The 15,181-nt window shown below is 51.0% G+C and carries 11 protein-coding genes; 5 read left to right on the top strand and 6 right to left on the bottom strand.

Features of this window, described 5'->3' with window-relative positions; translation table 11 throughout:
* Positions 1 to 19: 19 nt before the first annotated feature.
* Genes DFR42_RS13715 through DFR42_RS13700 form a run of 4 tightly spaced genes read right to left on the bottom strand, consistent with a single transcriptional unit; the run spans position 20 to position 4,853 of the window.
* Positions 20 to 241, bottom strand: a complete 222-nt coding sequence (locus tag DFR42_RS13715) for a hypothetical protein (protein WP_110255581.1) — start codon at positions 239 to 241, stop codon at positions 20 to 22.
* A gap of 1 nt (position 242) precedes the next feature.
* Entirely contained in the window at positions 243 to 1,601 is a 1,359-nt protein-coding gene (locus DFR42_RS13710) for a glycosyltransferase family 2 protein (protein ID WP_170133527.1), read from the bottom strand.
* A complete protein-coding gene (locus DFR42_RS13705) occupies positions 1,592 to 2,890 on the bottom strand; it encodes a tetratricopeptide repeat protein (RefSeq protein WP_110255579.1) in 1,299 nt (432 codons plus the stop codon). Before DFR42_RS13705 ends, DFR42_RS13710 begins: the two co-directional genes overlap by 10 nt.
* A gap of 34 nt (positions 2,891 to 2,924) precedes the next feature.
* On the bottom strand, positions 2,925 to 4,853 hold the full coding sequence (locus DFR42_RS13700) for a BcsE family c-di-GMP-binding protein (protein WP_110255578.1): 1,929 nt from the start codon (positions 4,851 to 4,853) through the stop codon (positions 2,925 to 2,927).
* Between the two features lie 369 nt (positions 4,854 to 5,222).
* On the opposite strand from DFR42_RS13700, the gene DFR42_RS13695 reads away from it, so the two are divergent.
* The 4 genes from DFR42_RS13695 to bcsQ all read left to right on the top strand — a co-directional run bounded on the left by DFR42_RS13695 (position 5,223) and on the right by bcsQ (position 8,726).
* The gene (locus tag DFR42_RS13695) at positions 5,223 to 5,960 is read left to right on the top strand and encodes a DUF4397 domain-containing protein (protein WP_146218850.1); all 738 of its coding nucleotides are present in this window, start codon (positions 5,223 to 5,225) and stop codon (positions 5,958 to 5,960) included.
* Between the two features lie 148 nt (positions 5,961 to 6,108).
* Positions 6,109 to 7,440 carry an alginate O-acetyltransferase AlgX-related protein gene (locus tag DFR42_RS13690; protein WP_170133526.1) on the top strand — a complete coding sequence of 444 codons (1,332 nt, stop codon included), beginning with the start codon at positions 6,109 to 6,111 and terminating at the stop codon, positions 7,438 to 7,440.
* 118 nt (positions 7,441 to 7,558) lie between these two features.
* The gene (locus tag DFR42_RS13685; protein WP_110255575.1) at positions 7,559 to 7,948 is read left to right on the top strand and encodes a hypothetical protein; all 390 of its coding nucleotides are present in this window, start codon (positions 7,559 to 7,561) and stop codon (positions 7,946 to 7,948) included.
* 22 nt (positions 7,949 to 7,970) lie between these two features.
* On the top strand, positions 7,971 to 8,726 hold the full coding sequence (bcsQ, locus tag DFR42_RS13680; RefSeq protein ID WP_110255574.1) for a cellulose biosynthesis protein BcsQ: 756 nt from the start codon (positions 7,971 to 7,973) through the stop codon (positions 8,724 to 8,726).
* A gap of 99 nt (positions 8,727 to 8,825) precedes the next feature.
* On the opposite strand, the gene DFR42_RS13675 is transcribed toward bcsQ, so the two are convergent.
* Positions 8,826 to 10,457: an alpha-amylase family glycosyl hydrolase gene (locus tag DFR42_RS13675; RefSeq protein ID WP_110255573.1), complete on the bottom strand. Its 1,632-nt coding sequence runs from the start codon at positions 10,455 to 10,457 to the stop codon at positions 8,826 to 8,828.
* 173 nt (positions 10,458 to 10,630) lie between these two features.
* Positions 10,631 to 11,680 (bottom strand): glucokinase, encoded by a 1,050-nt coding sequence (locus DFR42_RS13670; protein ID WP_342766847.1) that lies wholly within the window; start codon positions 11,678 to 11,680, stop codon positions 10,631 to 10,633.
* Between the two features lie 246 nt (positions 11,681 to 11,926).
* On the opposite strand from DFR42_RS13670, the gene DFR42_RS13665 reads away from it, so the two are divergent.
* Positions 11,927 to 14,701, top strand: a complete 2,775-nt coding sequence (locus DFR42_RS13665; protein ID WP_245936962.1) for an alpha-1,6-glucosidase domain-containing protein — start codon at positions 11,927 to 11,929, stop codon at positions 14,699 to 14,701.
* Positions 14,702 to 15,181: the final 480 nt, after the last annotated feature.

The raw sequence follows: 15,181 nt of genomic DNA, 5'->3' as shown, positions 1-15,181 counted from the left end.
ACCATAACTGCACAGCTAGTCAAGCTGGCTTATCTGTCGATGCGGCATTTGCCTGTTTGACGGGAACATAGCGCTTCAGAAAAATTGCCTGCATCTCGCCATGCTCTTCTGCCGTCGGGTCTTTGCGTTTTGGCTTGCGTTTGTCGCGCAGTTTGAAAGCAATATAGGCGGCAACGCCAACCACCAGCGTGCCTATGGTAGTGATCAGTATCACGGTTGCCAGTATAGAAATCAGGTCCATATCAAAGCTTGCCTTCTCTTTGCAGCTTGCCCCAGGTCATTGCCGTGCCACGCCATTCTTCTATGGTGGCAAATACCTTGGAAATATCAATAATCGTAATGTAGAACAGCCTGAACACGACGGCATAAAAAATCAAGGAAGGATCTTCTTCTTCCACGATGACACAATAAGTGGCTGCAACGATATCAAGTATCGTCAGTTGCAACCACCAGTAAAACAGAAAAATCACCACGCCGTATTGCAAGCCTACATAGACAAAAAACAGATTGCCCAATACAGTGGAAAATGGCCACATGATGCCTTCAAACAGCATGTACCATAAAATGAAAAAATTGATACCGGCACGGCGCGGGTTCCACAGGGCAGAGCTGTGCTTGCGAGTTGCCTGCAGGATGCCGCGGGTCCAGCGATAGCGCTGCTTCAGCAAATCCAGCAGGCGGCTGGGAGTTTCCACCCAGGCGACGGCCGTGGGTTCATAGGCAATATGCCAGCCGCGCATGAGCAGCTTCAGGGTCAGGTCGCAGTCTTCGGCAAAGGTGTCATGGTCATAACCACCAGCCTGCTGCAGGACACTCTTCCTGAACATGCCCAGCGGCCCAGGTATGATATTGACTGCGCGCATGAAGCTCTGCGCCTTGCGTGCCATCGCCAGGCCCTCAACATATTCCAGTGCCTGCACCCTGGTCAGGAGGTTTTCGCGGTTGAGTACCTTGACATTGCCAGCCACCGCGCCCACTCTGGGATCATCAAAATGGCGTATGCAAACCCGGAGGGTATTGCGTGAGAGCTTGGTATCACCATCCATGTTCAGGATAAATTCACCGCGAGCGGCACTCATGCCGGTATTCAGGGCATCGGCCTTGCCACCATTTTTCTTGGTAATGACGCGTATGGTCACCTGGTGATCTTCCCGCGCCACGGCCAGGGCTTTTTCATAGGTATCATCGCTGGAACCATCATCAATGACGAGGATTTCATAATTGGGATAATCCAGCAACAACAAGGAGCGCAAGGCAGGCTGTATCACCGGCCCTTCATTATAAGCAGGCACCACCAGGGTGATCATGGGCAGCGAAGCTTCATCATGAAAATTGTTTTCCGGCTCCTGGCGACGCTTCATCATGTATTCCAGATGCTCCATGAATGAATACAGGATAAGCATGGCGTACCTGAGCACTAGCAGCGCCAGGAAAAACAATAGATAAGCCGAGACTACGCTGAGAAACAGGTTTTCAAACAGGATGCTGAACTTGCCCAGGTCAAATTGCCGGATACCGCCAAAGCTGATGACGAAAAGATAGACCACCCCCGCAATGGAAGCAGCAGCCATCAGATAGCGGTAGATTTGCCTCAATCCCAAAGCTTCTCCAGATTCACGGAAAACGATTTTGCGCGATAGCGGGCATTGTCACGGCGGCTGGCCATGGACCAGAGATTGACACCTACTGCCAGATTTTTATCAAGCCAGAGCTTGCCACCCATGCCCAGGCTCCAGTTACTGCCCGCTTCGCCATACAAGCGCGTACCGACCTGGCCACTGCCATACAGGCTCCAGTTTTCATTCGCCAGTTCTCCCTGCAAACCTAGGTAAGCAGTGCCGAAGCCATCGACAGGCGACCAGTATTTATTCGAGTAAAAGCGTACATCACGCGTCTCGATACCGACAAAGGGTTTCAGACGGTGGCCAAATGGCCGCCATGAAGGGATGAAATTACTGCGACTGGTGAGTATGACGTTGCTGTCAGAGACGCGGAAAATATCGATGTGCTCGGTAAACTGGCCGCTGTCGAAATGCAGGTTGGCATCCAGCCCTATATGGGCCGCATTCAAACCATCTTCCAGCGCACGTGCATTGAAGGCAGACTTGCCCCAGTTGGTGCGACCTATATCAACCAGGAAACGGCCTTCATCGATTTTCAATTTGAGGCTACCGAATAAATCGCCCTTGGGTTTTGCCTGCGCCTCCAGTGCCAGACGCGGTTCCAGCGGCAGGTTCAGGTTTTGATAGGCAAAGCCCACCTCACCCTGCGTTGCCGTGGTGACGGGTAATTCATCGCGGGTACCACTGCTGCTGACTTCAAAAATATGACGGCCAGTATCATCACGCCAGCGCTGGCTGATATTCAGTTCACGGCGTTTGGCGTCGCCTGAGTCCTGTGCTGCCCCGGCACTGACAAAGGTGCGCGGATTCAATTCACGTTTGGCATACATCAGGCCTTCATTGGCACCTGCATGCCGAGGGTCTTCTGCCAATACCGATTGATAAAGCGGTAAGGCTTCATCATCACGCCCTTTCCAGCGATACAGATTGGCCAGGCCAGTGCGGGCTTCTTTACGGACTTTGCTATTGGACAGCGCCTTGTATTGCATCTCAGCCTTGCGCATGCGCCCTGACCAGGCCAGGCTATTGGCAATGACCAGACGCAGGCCAGGATCGGCTTTTTCTTTTTCCAGCAATTCCAGGCCTTTGGTACCCGCTGCCTGATAGTCCTGCGCTACACTCAAGTCCAAAACCTGTTGCTGGGCCGGGCTCAATACAATGACAGGTTCCTCAGCCGCCAGTGCTGGCGAGCTATAGTTCAACACGGAGATGAGTAATGCTGCTGACAGGGGTGGCAATGCTTTCTTGCTCAATGGATAAATACGCATAAATTTTTTGATTGGATACCAGGCTGATAAAGTATCAGCCTGCTTGTTTCTTGTAAGCCGCCCGGGTCGCTCTTGGTGCAGGCTGCTTGCCAAATACCTGGTTGGCAGCCCGCATGGCGCTATCATCAGCTACCGGGTTGAATTTGAATTTCTCGTCATCGTCACTGGATAATTCCGGCTCTTCATCTGCGATGGCCGTGACTATATCGATATCCTGCTCAAGCGCTTCATCTGGCTCATGCACAAAGTGCCTGTCGGCCTGTACAGCAATTGGTGCAGAGACTGATATTTCAACTCGCGTATCAAGCTGTTCGTCTAGCTGTGCTTCAAGCTGCCCATCAACTTTTTCAGCAGACTGATAGAACAGTGGCACTGTCGGCATTTCCATTGCCACCCGTTCAGGCGTTCGTTCAGAAGTCCGTTCAGAAACGCGGCTGGAATAATCAGTCAGTTCCACATCCCTGGCAGCATGTACCAGATTACTCAAGGCCAGGGCAATCTCCCGCCGGTCTATCAGATAACTCACTTCGTGAAAGGCCGTGCCTGCCGCAGCACCGAGTATGCGTTCCAGCGTCAATTGCAAGGCTGATTCAGGGCAGGCATTAAAAAACAGATAGCATGCCTTGCCATCACTGGATAAAAGATCGCCAGGGCGGGAAATACTGATGCGGGCCAGGATATCAGGAAAGCTGGTGCCTTCGACCAGTTCTCCTATCACCAGCACACAGGGTATATTCAGGGCAGTGCCGCGCTCCATGATGATGCCAGCTTCCCGGGCAAAACGTGGTGGTAGCAAATAGCCGCGCAAGCCAGAAGGTATGACACTGGCCAGGGCAACTTCAAAATCAATATCTACATTGCGGTCAAAACTTTGCCCTTTGAGTGACTCCAGCAACAGGGGCAAACGGTTTTCCGGTATGTCGCGATGAATGACCAGGTTAACACCCAGGCGCAGCAAGAGTGCTTCGTTCTGATAGCGTAATGAAGCCTGCTTTTCGCGTATGACGATATGGGCTTTTTTGCCCAGGCTCATGCGCAGTGTGTGCACGGTCTCAGCGAGTTCACGCAAGCCCGTGTGACGCTGGAAACTGAGTACCACGGTCGCTGCCTGCAAACCACGGGTGGCATGCAACATGCCAATCAGGCTGCTCACCCGTTGCCAGTTACCTGGCAATTCATTGGCCAGGCTGGCCAGATCTTCATCCATGTAAAAAAATTTGGCCGGGCCATGCTGCTGCACTTCATCGATTTGCTCAGCCATTTCTTCAGCAGCCCGCGCGCCCACTTTGTACATGCCATTATCAAGCGTCAGCAAGGGGTACTGTCTTGCTGCAATCGTGCCTTCGGGTGACTGCCAGTAATCGAAAGTCAACTCCAGCCCAGGGCGGCCACTACTCATCCTGACGATGCCGGACAATTGGTCCATCATGGCTTGCAAGGTCTCGGCACTATTGCCGCTCAGGCGTGAAAACACCAGCAAGGCAGTCACCCTGTGCTTGCCAAACCACAGACGCAAGGCTTCTACCTGCTCCATCGCCAGCGACAAATCATGCAGGCTGAATAATTCGTCGGCCTGGTCAAAGATCAGGTAACTGTCATCCGGGATGCCAAAATAATCGAGTTCTTTGGCAAAGCGTTCAGCGCCGAAGCGGAACATGTTTTTTGCGAAATTGTCCTGGCGCAAAAAGATCTGCAGCTTGCCACTTTCCAGTGCCCTGCTGGTATCGTAGACGCCAAGTGCATCAATGCGTTCAAGAAATGCCTCGGGATGTGAAGGCAGGATGACAGTACAATTTTGCTGCTTGCTCCAGGCATATTGCAAACTGCTGGCCAGTACAGGAATGCGGGCTGGTGGCATTTCTGCAATCAGCGCATACAGGCCGCCGCTCAGCATCTGATCTGTCAGGCTGGGGAGGCCAGGGATACTTAGTCTGGCGTTGGCAAGGACGGGGGTCTCATGCATAATGGCGGACGCCTTTGTTTAAATGGCAAAACATTTTTACCCGGAATTAATTGATCTTTGTGACTACATGGTCATCGCTACATTCATGACGAATTTCATGAATTGTCACTATTCCATGATTTTATCATGTGAAATTTTCGGGCAAGGCTTGATATCCATGAACATTTGTTAATTTTTTATTATCGAATGAGATTTGAGTATTTAGTCGTGCGCTAGTCAAGCCACAAAACCTGGCGTCACCGTGATGCCTATACCAAGGAAAATTTCATAGTGCGTTTGCTCACTTATTTGCTCACTTATTTGCTTACTTATTCGCTCACTTATTTGCTTACTTTTACAGGTCTGCTGGCCAAAAGTCGAATTACGCGCTTGTCAGCTATCAGACTGCTCATTGCGCACACGTTTGGGATTAGTCTGGGCCTGGCCATGCATGGCAGCAGCCTGGCACAATCTACCGGGGTTTTATACGAACCAGAACCACCTGCAAATGCCGCTTATGTACGCATAGTCCACCTCAGCCCACACGAGCAAGTTGATGTGCTGGTAGATGGGAAACTGCGTCAGTCAGGCTTGCAACAGGGGCAGTTTGGCGACTATATGATATTGCACGCTGGTCAGCACGAGCTGCAATTACGTTCACGCCTGTCATCAAAAAAAATCACGGCCACCCGCCTGGATATACGCGCTGCCCAAGTGCTGACGCTGGGATTTGGAAACCTGCAGACCTCATTGGCGCCGCAGATATTCGAAGACAAAACCGGCCAGAACCGCATGAAGGCCAATCTTACTGTTTATCACCTGGCTGACAAACTGGGGCCGGTCAACATCAGTACAGCTGATGGCAAGACCAGCGTATTTCGCGCACTCGCGCCATCAGGCAGCCAGACCCTGGCCGTCAATCCCATCAAGGTTGAACTGCTTGCCTGCCCTGCGGCCAGCCAGCCCAGTGGCGCGGGTGATTGCAGCAGCCCTGATACGCAACAGGCAAAGGCTGCACTTGTGCTTGAACGTGGAGACAATTATAGTTTGCTACTGTCCACGGATGCCAATTCTGCACTGCAGGCACGCGTCTCAAAAAATACTTTGGAAACGCGTGTGGGCAAATGATGATGCGCATCTGAAGCGCATTTGAAACACCGACACATTGAGCATTCATCCCGCACTAACAAGGAGCATTATCATACTGCGCACATCTTTACGCCTGTCTCACATGGCCTCGCTGACCTTGACATTACTGGCAACTTCGGCTGTTTGCATGAGTGCCGCCCCAGTACATGCAGAAGAAGCCGTCGGCATCATCGGGAAAAACGACTGGCTGTTCTACCGCCATGAATGGGCGAATAGTGCAGACATGGCTGCCACCAACACCTCGGTGGATCTGATCAAATCCTTTAGCCAGGCATTGCAGGAGAATGGCATCACACTGGTGGTCGCAATGGTGCCGCTGAAAGCGCGTATCTATCAAGCCTATGTGCCTGAACAGAACAAGCTTAATCCCTATATGGCGGGAAATTATCAGCGTATGGCACAGGCCCTTAGTTCGGCAGGCGTGAAAGTCGTTGATCTGAATACCAGCTTTTTGCAAAGCGCAAAAAATCGTCCGGATAAACATCTCTACTTCCGCCTCGATAGCCACTGGACACCGACAGGCGCCTTGCTGGCAGCAGAAACCGTGGCCAGCAGCATTGACGCCGATGCTGCCATGAAAAACCAGCTACGCCAGATACCCGCAGAAAAATACAACATGCGCTGGTCTGAACAAGCCATCGCCACCGTTTCACGCGATCTGGTCACACAACTTCCCAAGGGTGCACCTGCTTATGCGCCTGAATATGTACTGGATGCCGAGATCACCAAAGCGAGCTCTGGAAGTAATTTGCTGGGTGACGCCAGCACGCCCATGATTAGCCTGGTAGGCAGCAGTTATTCAAAACCATGGACACGCTTCCCTGATTTTTTGAAATTTGCCTTGCAAAAAGATGTGCTGGCGATTGCTGTCGGCGCTGACCAGGGTTCCTGGGTAGGTATGGAAACTTATCTGCGCGATGATGCTTTCCAAAATACGCCACCTAAATTTCTGATCTGGGAGATGCCGGAAAGAGATATGCGTGCACCACCCGCCTTTTTATATCGCGAGGCACGTTATCGCAGCGATAACCAGGAATGGCTGCAACGCGTAAGTACCATGGTGCAAATGCAGTGCCGCCCTGCTGCAGCCAGCGCAAAATTCACGGGCCCGGGTGCCCGAGAAGCTCAACGTGCGCAATTTGCCAGGACATCGGCGTCTGATTACGCCAGCCTGCAATTCAGTCAGGCAGTTGATGCACAGGATTATCTGCTCGCCAGCATCAGTGCCAGCAACAACAATGCCGCTCAAAATCTGGGCCTCGAGGTCATGAAAGGCGATGCCAGTGCAAAAAAATGGAATATCACTATCAATGCAGATGGTGCAGCACACACCCTGAAAATCGCCCTGCCAGCCGGAGGCAAGGCCTACACGGCTTTGAAGATATGGCCGGGTGAAACTGCAGGTTTGACGATCAGTGATGTGAAACTTTGCCGCTTGCCTGCACATATGAGCAAGTAAACTTCTGACAACAGCGTTTCAATTATTTCTATCTTGCGACTTCAATGATTGATAAAATAAATTGGATTGACACACTGGCAGTAAGTGCCCAGCTTATCAAAGGAAGCAGAAACCAATAATGAAACACCGGAACGATGCCAGTGAGCAGCAAGAAAACTGGCCTATTTTGCAATCGATCGCCGCCAGGCAGGCGGAGCGCCCTGCGCTCTTGTCGGCCGCGGAAAAAGAGGCGCGATGGCAATTCCAGCCCCAGCCAATAAACAATTTGCAGACATGGCCCGCAGCACCCAGCATTGCTACCCAAAAAGCACATCAGATTGCCAGCCAGTTACGTCACCTGGCAGTATCAACACCTTCAGCACCCTCTATGAATAATAGCAGCACCAGTGCCCAGGCAGCGGCAGGTGGCTCTGTCCACGCCCTTTTCCAGCGCCTGGCACAAGGCGAACAAAAGCCCTCAGCACAAACTGGCGAGAGCAGACTGACAGGGCAAGTAGCTAATGAATAAAAATAGCAAATAACAATAAAAAATGAAAATTATTGCAGTTGTTTCAATGAAAGGTGGCGTGGGTAAAACCAGCGTGACCGCGAATTTGGCCGCTGTACTGGCCGAAGATGCCGAAGCCAATGACATAGCCGTACTGAACCTCGACCCACAAAATAGCCTGCACATGCATTTCGGTCTTGGCATTGCGCTGGAAGAAGGTGTCGCATGCCAGACAGATGCAGAGGGCGACTGGAGTGAACTGGCCTTCCCTACCCCCTATAATGTCATCAACCTGCCCTATGGTGAAGTCAGCGAAAGACAGCGCAAAGCCTTTGAGGCTTGCCTGGGCACTTATCCAGACTGGATAGAAACACGCATACGGCAACTGGGTTTGCCAGAAGACGGCATCCTGCTCATCGACACTCCTCCTGGCCCTTCCCTGTATTTGCGCCAGGCACTTGCCTGTGCTGACGTGGTCGTCATGGTTGCACTGGCCGATGCCAGTTCCTATGCCACCATTCCGGCCATGGAATCCTGGCTGAGCAATATGGAAACCCATGCGACACTGGACAATTGCGTCCTGGTACTGAACCAGCTTGAACCTGGCAATAAACTCAATACAGATATTGCCAAGGCCCTGGCAAACTCCTATGGTGAGCGCATGCTTCCCTATGGCATACCGCGTGATGATGAAATCAGCCTGGCCTTCGCCTTCCAGCAACCGCTCAGCCATTATTCGCCAGACAATCCAGCCCTGGAAGTGTTCCGGCAAATCGCTGACTGCCTCCCTTTGGATTGATTTTTTTGTTCACATGGCACCAGAAAAAAAAAGGGCTGCACGAAACTCGTACAGCCCTGTCAAGCGCAATGCAATCTGCCAACTACAAATTATTCATGATTAAATGATTTCTGCAAACCAGCCGCCGTAAGCTGGTAATTCGACAGTTTTGCCATGACTTTGTCCGGCCATACCTGACTTTGACAATGTATTTGCGCCCTGCGCATCTGGCCACACAAAACTGACAGGCTGATTTCCCAGATTGAATGCAGCCAGCAAGCTCGTGCTGCCTGCAAGATCGCGGCGTATTGCCAATACCGGTTCAGGGGCATCAAAGAAACTGATTTCACCGCGGCTAAGTTGCGTGTATTTCTTGCGCCATGCCAGGATATGACGCGCATAATTCAAGACCGAATCTTGTTGAGCATCTTGTACCGACACAGCATTTTCTGCATGCTCAGCGGGAACTGGCAACCAGGGTTTGCCAGTAGTGAACCCTGCATGTGGCTGATCTGCCTGCCATGGCATGGGCGTGCGGCAACCGTCACGGCCCTTGAATTCTGGCCAGAAGGTAATACCGTAGGGGTCTTGTATATCTTCATAGGCAATGTCGGCTTCTGTCAGTGCCAGCTCATCCCCTTGATACAGACAAGGCGTGCCTTTCAGGGCCATCTGCATGGCCAGCAACATCCTGGCAAATGCTGGTGTCGCCTCTGCCCCACCCCAGCGCGTCATGACACGTACCGAATCGTGATTGCCCACTGACCAGGATACCCAGCCACCTTTGACACGCGCCTCATACTCTTCCACTTGCTGGCGTATATAGGCAGCAGAATACGTCGCCGTCAGCAAGTTGAAGCTATAGGCCATATGCAGTTTATTGCCATCGGCCGTGTAATCCGCCATCACCGCCAGCGAATCATCTGCCCCAACTTCACCAATGGCGATTGCGCCATACTCATTCAAGAGGCTACGGATTTTTTCCAGGAAAGCCAAATTTTCAGGCTGAGTCTTGTCGTGGACGTGTGCCTGCATGCCATAGGGATTATTGTCCTGCACCGTCTTGTTATCGCGCACCTGGCTAGGCGGATTGTCGCGCAAAGCCTGGTCATGGAAATGAAAATTACAGGCATCAAGACGGAAGCCATCCACACCACGTTCCAGCCAGAAACGCATATTATCCAGATGCGCCTGCTGTACTTCTGGGTGATGGAAGTTCAGATCAGGCTGGCTGACCAGGAAATTATGCATATAGTATTGGCGACGCCGTGCATCCCATTGCCAGGCCGGGCCACCAAATACTGACAACCAGTTATTCGGTGGCGAGCCATCTGCCTTGGGATTAGCCCAGACATACCAGTCAGCCTTGGGATTATCACGACTCTTGCGGCTTTCAACAAACCAGGGGTGTTGTTCAGAACAATGCGACAAGACCTGGTCTATCATGATCTTCAAACCCAACTCATGCGCACGGCTGAGCAAGACATCAAAGTCAGCCAGCGTGCCAAAGATGGGATCGACATCGCAATAATCTGCCACGTCGTAACCAAAGTCTTTCATGGGCGAAGTGAAGAAAGGCGAAATCCAGACTATATCCACACCCAGGCTGGCGATGTAATCCAGCTTTGCAGTAATGCCGGGCAAATCACCTATGCCATCACCATTGCTGTCTGAAAAACTGCGTGGATAAACCTGGTAGATCACGGCATCACGCCACCAGTCATTTGTTTGCTCTTTGTTAGAGTTATTCATGGATATGGAGTTTGATTATTAATCTGAAAAGCCAGACCTCTCAACACAGAGACACGGAGACACAGAGAAAAGCAAAGAGAAAACATGAAGGAGAATTTTACTTACCAGATCAATTTTTCCCCTCAGTGCCTCCTCTGTGCCTCTGTGCGCCTATGTGATAAATGGTCTTTCATTCAAGCATCAGTATGAACAGTCAAGGACAGTCGTTCATTCAATATCGCAGAGACACCCAGAAATGCAGGATACTCTGCCGTAATCAGGTAAGTCGGTATTTGTGCCAGGTAATCGGTAAAACGCCCCTTGGCTTCAAAGCGCTGGCGAAATGCTGAGCGGGTAAAAAACTCTCCCAGACGTGGGACTATTCCACCGCCTATATATACGCCGCCAGTCGCCCCCAGCGTAACGGCCAGGTTACCTGCAATGGTGCCCAACATGGCGCAAAAATAATCTACCGTGCGTATACAAATATCACAACTGCCATCCAGGGCGCGGCGGGTAATGTCGGCGGCACTCATCTCTTCAACATCAGTCTGCTCATCCATTTGCACCAGAATACGGTACATCAATTCCAGCCCCATGCCAGAGATCAATCGCTCTGCGGAAGCATGCGGATATTCTTTCCAGACCTGGCGCAGGATTTCTATTTCGATTTCATTGCTGGGAGAAAAACTGACATGCCCGCCTTCACTCGATAAAGGCACCCAATGCGCACCAGATGGAATGATGCCGGATACACCCAGGCCAGTGCCAGGACCAATCAGACCTATGGCACGGCTGGCTTGCGGTTTGCCACCGCCAATTTGCACACGCTCATGCGCAGCCAGATGCGGCAGGGCCATGGCCAGCGCAGTGAAATCATTCACTACCACCAGATTGTCAAACCCGGCAGCCAGCCGCAAAGCTTCTATGGAAAAAGTCCAGTGATGATTGGTCATGCGCACCATATCGCCATCGACAGGATTAGCGATGGCGATGGCGGCATTTTTGACAGCCGAAGAGCAAACCGCAACGACTTCAGGGCTGGACAAATAAGCCGCAATGGCAGATTGCAGGTCAGGATAGGCATTGCAGGGCAATACCGCAATAGCGGTAAATTCCTGGCTATGCAGTTCCAGTGCGAAACGTGCATTGGTGCCACCTATATCTGCCAGCAAGCGCGGGGCGATACTGTCTGATTTTTTCTGATTATTGCTCAACATCTCACCATTCATATTTTTTTGCACCTGAATCTGCAGGCATAAGAAACCAGCCACAAGCAGATTTTATGTAGCAATACTACATATATCAACAATCCATGTCTAACAAATTTGCGATTATTGGGTTAAAATTTGAAAAAATGTTGGCTTAAGCCACAATTAAACCGGTAAAACTGGCTGTAAACTCGATTTTTATTATGTAGTCACACTACTTTTTAGTTTATGACGCATTCCAAATCGATATTTGCATAGCCGTTTTCTCAGGAGACTACTTTGCTTTTTGAACAAGTTACTACGCATACAAAAAGCCGCAACAGCTTTTTACTGGCCTGCCTCCTGACAGCTTATTCCGCACAGGCAAGTGCTTACAATAAGACGGGCAGCATGATGGCCGCATGTAATGCAAAACCGTTCGCAAGCACCCTGCTGCCATCCGCAATGGCAGAAAAAGAAGCCCGCGCCTATTGGCTTTCCAGCAAACTGATACGCTGGCCGGGCATGACCTCAGGAAGCAAAGTCAGGCTTTACGTATCTGCAAAAGGACAACTCAAACTCAGCAAGGGCAGCAAGCCACAGGGTTTTGACAAGATATTTACACTGAGCGAGCCAAGTACAGCACTGGACAGCAATGTAGCGAAACGCTACAACTTCACTGGGCCAGGCCAGGAGTATGAGCTTGCAGATGCTGACTTAAAACAGTTAAAGTCATTGCAGCAAACCCAGGCAATCATCGCAACAGAAGATAGTGAAGGCAGGATACTAGATTACACCAGCCTGCAAATTGCTGGTGCACTGGATGATTTGTACCAGGCAGCCAGCGCCCGGAATGATTACGGCGCAAGCATCAGCAAACCAACAACTCGCCCAGGCAACCAGACACAATTCAATCTCTGGGCACCTACGGCTCAGCAAGTCTCGGTTTGCCTGTACCCAGATGGCAATAGCAAGTCCAATGCCCAGCTAAGCATGCAATTCGATAGCGATACAGGTAGCTGGCACGTCGCAAATAAGACTGACTTATCCGGCAGCTATTACACCTACCTGGTCGATGTACTTGTACCCGGACAGGGCCTGGTACGCAATCGTGTCACAGACCCCTATTCTGTCAGCCTGACTACAGATTCGCAGCGCAGTTATATTGCAGACCTGTCTTCCAGCAAATTAAAACCCAGGGGCTGGGATGAGCAAAAACTGAGTGATAAAGTTAAAAACCAGACCGACATGCAAGTTTATGAATTGCACGTACGTGATTTTTCCATCAATGACAATACGGTAAAGCCGGAATGGCGCGGCAAGTACCTTGCCTTTACTGAAGCACATGCTAACGGCATAAAGCATTTGCAAGCCCTGAGTGCAGCTGGCATGACGGACATTCATCTATTGCCTGTCTTTGATTTTGCCACTGTATCTGAAGCCAATTGCAAAACCCCGGCCATCAAAGGCAGGGCAGCCAGCGAAGAACCTCAAAAACTGGCGACACAATATGCCGATCAGGATTGCTATAACTGGGGCTATGAACCCTACCACTACAGTGCGCCCGAAGGCAGTTATGCCACGGATGCCAGCGATGGTGCAAAGCGCATTGTGGAATTCAGGAAAATGGTCATGGCCCTGCATGCAACAGGTCTGCGCGCAGGCATGGACGTGGTCTACAACCATACCGCTGGTGCCGGTCAAACCACCTACTCTGTTCTGGACCGCATCGTTCCTGGCTATTATCAGCGCCTGAACCAGTTGGGCCAGATCGAACGCTCCACTTGCTGCGACAACACCGCCACTGAAAATCTCATGATGGCCAAGCTGATGAGTGACTCTGTCCTGCTGTGGGCCAGGCATTACAAAATAGACTCTTTCCGCTTTGACCTCATGGGCCACCAGCCCCGGCAAATCATGGAAGACATGCAGGCCCGCTTACTTAAAGAAACTGGCAGGCAGATACAATTCATCGGTGAAGGCTGGAATTTTGGTGAAATTGCTGACGGCAAACGCTTTGTTCAGGCATCTCAGTTGTCACTCAATGGCAGCGGCATAGGCAGCTTCAGTGACCGCGCCCGCGATGCCATACGTGGCGGCGGCCATGGCGATGCTGGTGAAGGCATAGTCAAAAACCAGGGTTACATCAATGGCCTGGCAAACAGGGCCGATTCCAGGCAAGCGCTGTTACGTGCAGCAGACATGATAAGGCTGGGACTGGCAGGCTCCCTGCGACAATTTCGCATGCAAGGCTTTGACGACCAAAGCAGGCAATTACAGGAAATCGACTACGCCGGACAGCCCGCCGGTTACGTCAGCCAGCCAGGCGAAGTGGTCAACTATGTAGAAAACCACGATAACCAGACCCTGTTTGATATCAATGTCTATCGCCTTCCCGTCACAACCAGCAGCGCTGACCGCGCCCGCATACAAACCCTGGCACTGGCAACAACCGCCTTCAGCCAGGGTGTGGCCTATTACCATGCCGGTGTTGATATCCTGCGCTCCAAATCCATGGATGGCAATAGCTTCAATTCTGGCGACTGGTTCAATCGCCTGGACTGGACCTACAACGACAACTACTTTGGCACTGGCTTGCCACCAGAAAAAGATAATGCCCAGTTTTACCCCTACATCAAAGTCCTGCTGAACAACCCGGACATCAAACCATCCAGAAAAGATATTTTGTTTAGCCGGGACCAGTTCCGTGATTTATTGAAAATCAGGTCCAGCTCCAGCCTGTTCAGAATGTCCAATATGACCGATATCGAACAGCGCCTGCATTTTTATAATACTGGCTCCACACAAAATCCCTTGTTGATTGCTGCACATTTGAATGGCAGGCAAATGCCTGGCGCAAACTTTGCATCCATCGTGTATTTCATCAATGTCAGTCAGCAAAGCCAGACGCTTGATGTACCCAGGGGAAACCAGGCAGCTTATGTATTACACCCGGTCCACAGAGCGGCAGAAGCAGCGGACCAGCGCGTCGCGCTAGAAGCAAAATACGATACAAGCCAGGGCAGGTTTACCATCCCTGCGTTGAGCGCCGTGGTTTTTATAGAGGCAGAGTAAAGCAAACCGGGCAATACCAGCCTGTTTTGGGGCAAATGCTTGCCATGATTTGATGATTTTGGTGCACACCTGTGCCCATGCAGACATACATGCAGGGACATAGTGTAGAAATTTGTTTTGGCATTCGTTTATTTTCGCGCAAACCAGCGCAAAAACATGGTTCAAATATTGCTTATCCATGCAAATATTTTTGATCATCCAATCAAAAAACTTGATCCATTTGGGCAATGCGTGCTTACAAACTAAGCATGGGAATTTATCTGGATAGGGCTCACATATGCTTGCTACAAAAAATATGAAAAGTTTTCGACCGAGAAACGCAAATTTTTCACCAACAGCGGTTATTATTACCGCCTTCATATTCTAAGATCGAGGAGACAGCCGGAATGGATTTTTCAAATCGCCAGCAAGAGCCGGGGAAGAAGTTTATAGGCATAGGGCTGGTAATCGCATTTCACGTACTGGTGGTATATGCCCTGG

The organism is Undibacterium pigrum (genome assembly GCF_003201815.1).
GTDB classification, from domain to species: domain Bacteria; phylum Pseudomonadota; class Gammaproteobacteria; order Burkholderiales; family Burkholderiaceae_D; genus Undibacterium; species Undibacterium pigrum.
This window is presented reverse-complemented; position numbering and strand designations above follow the sequence as displayed.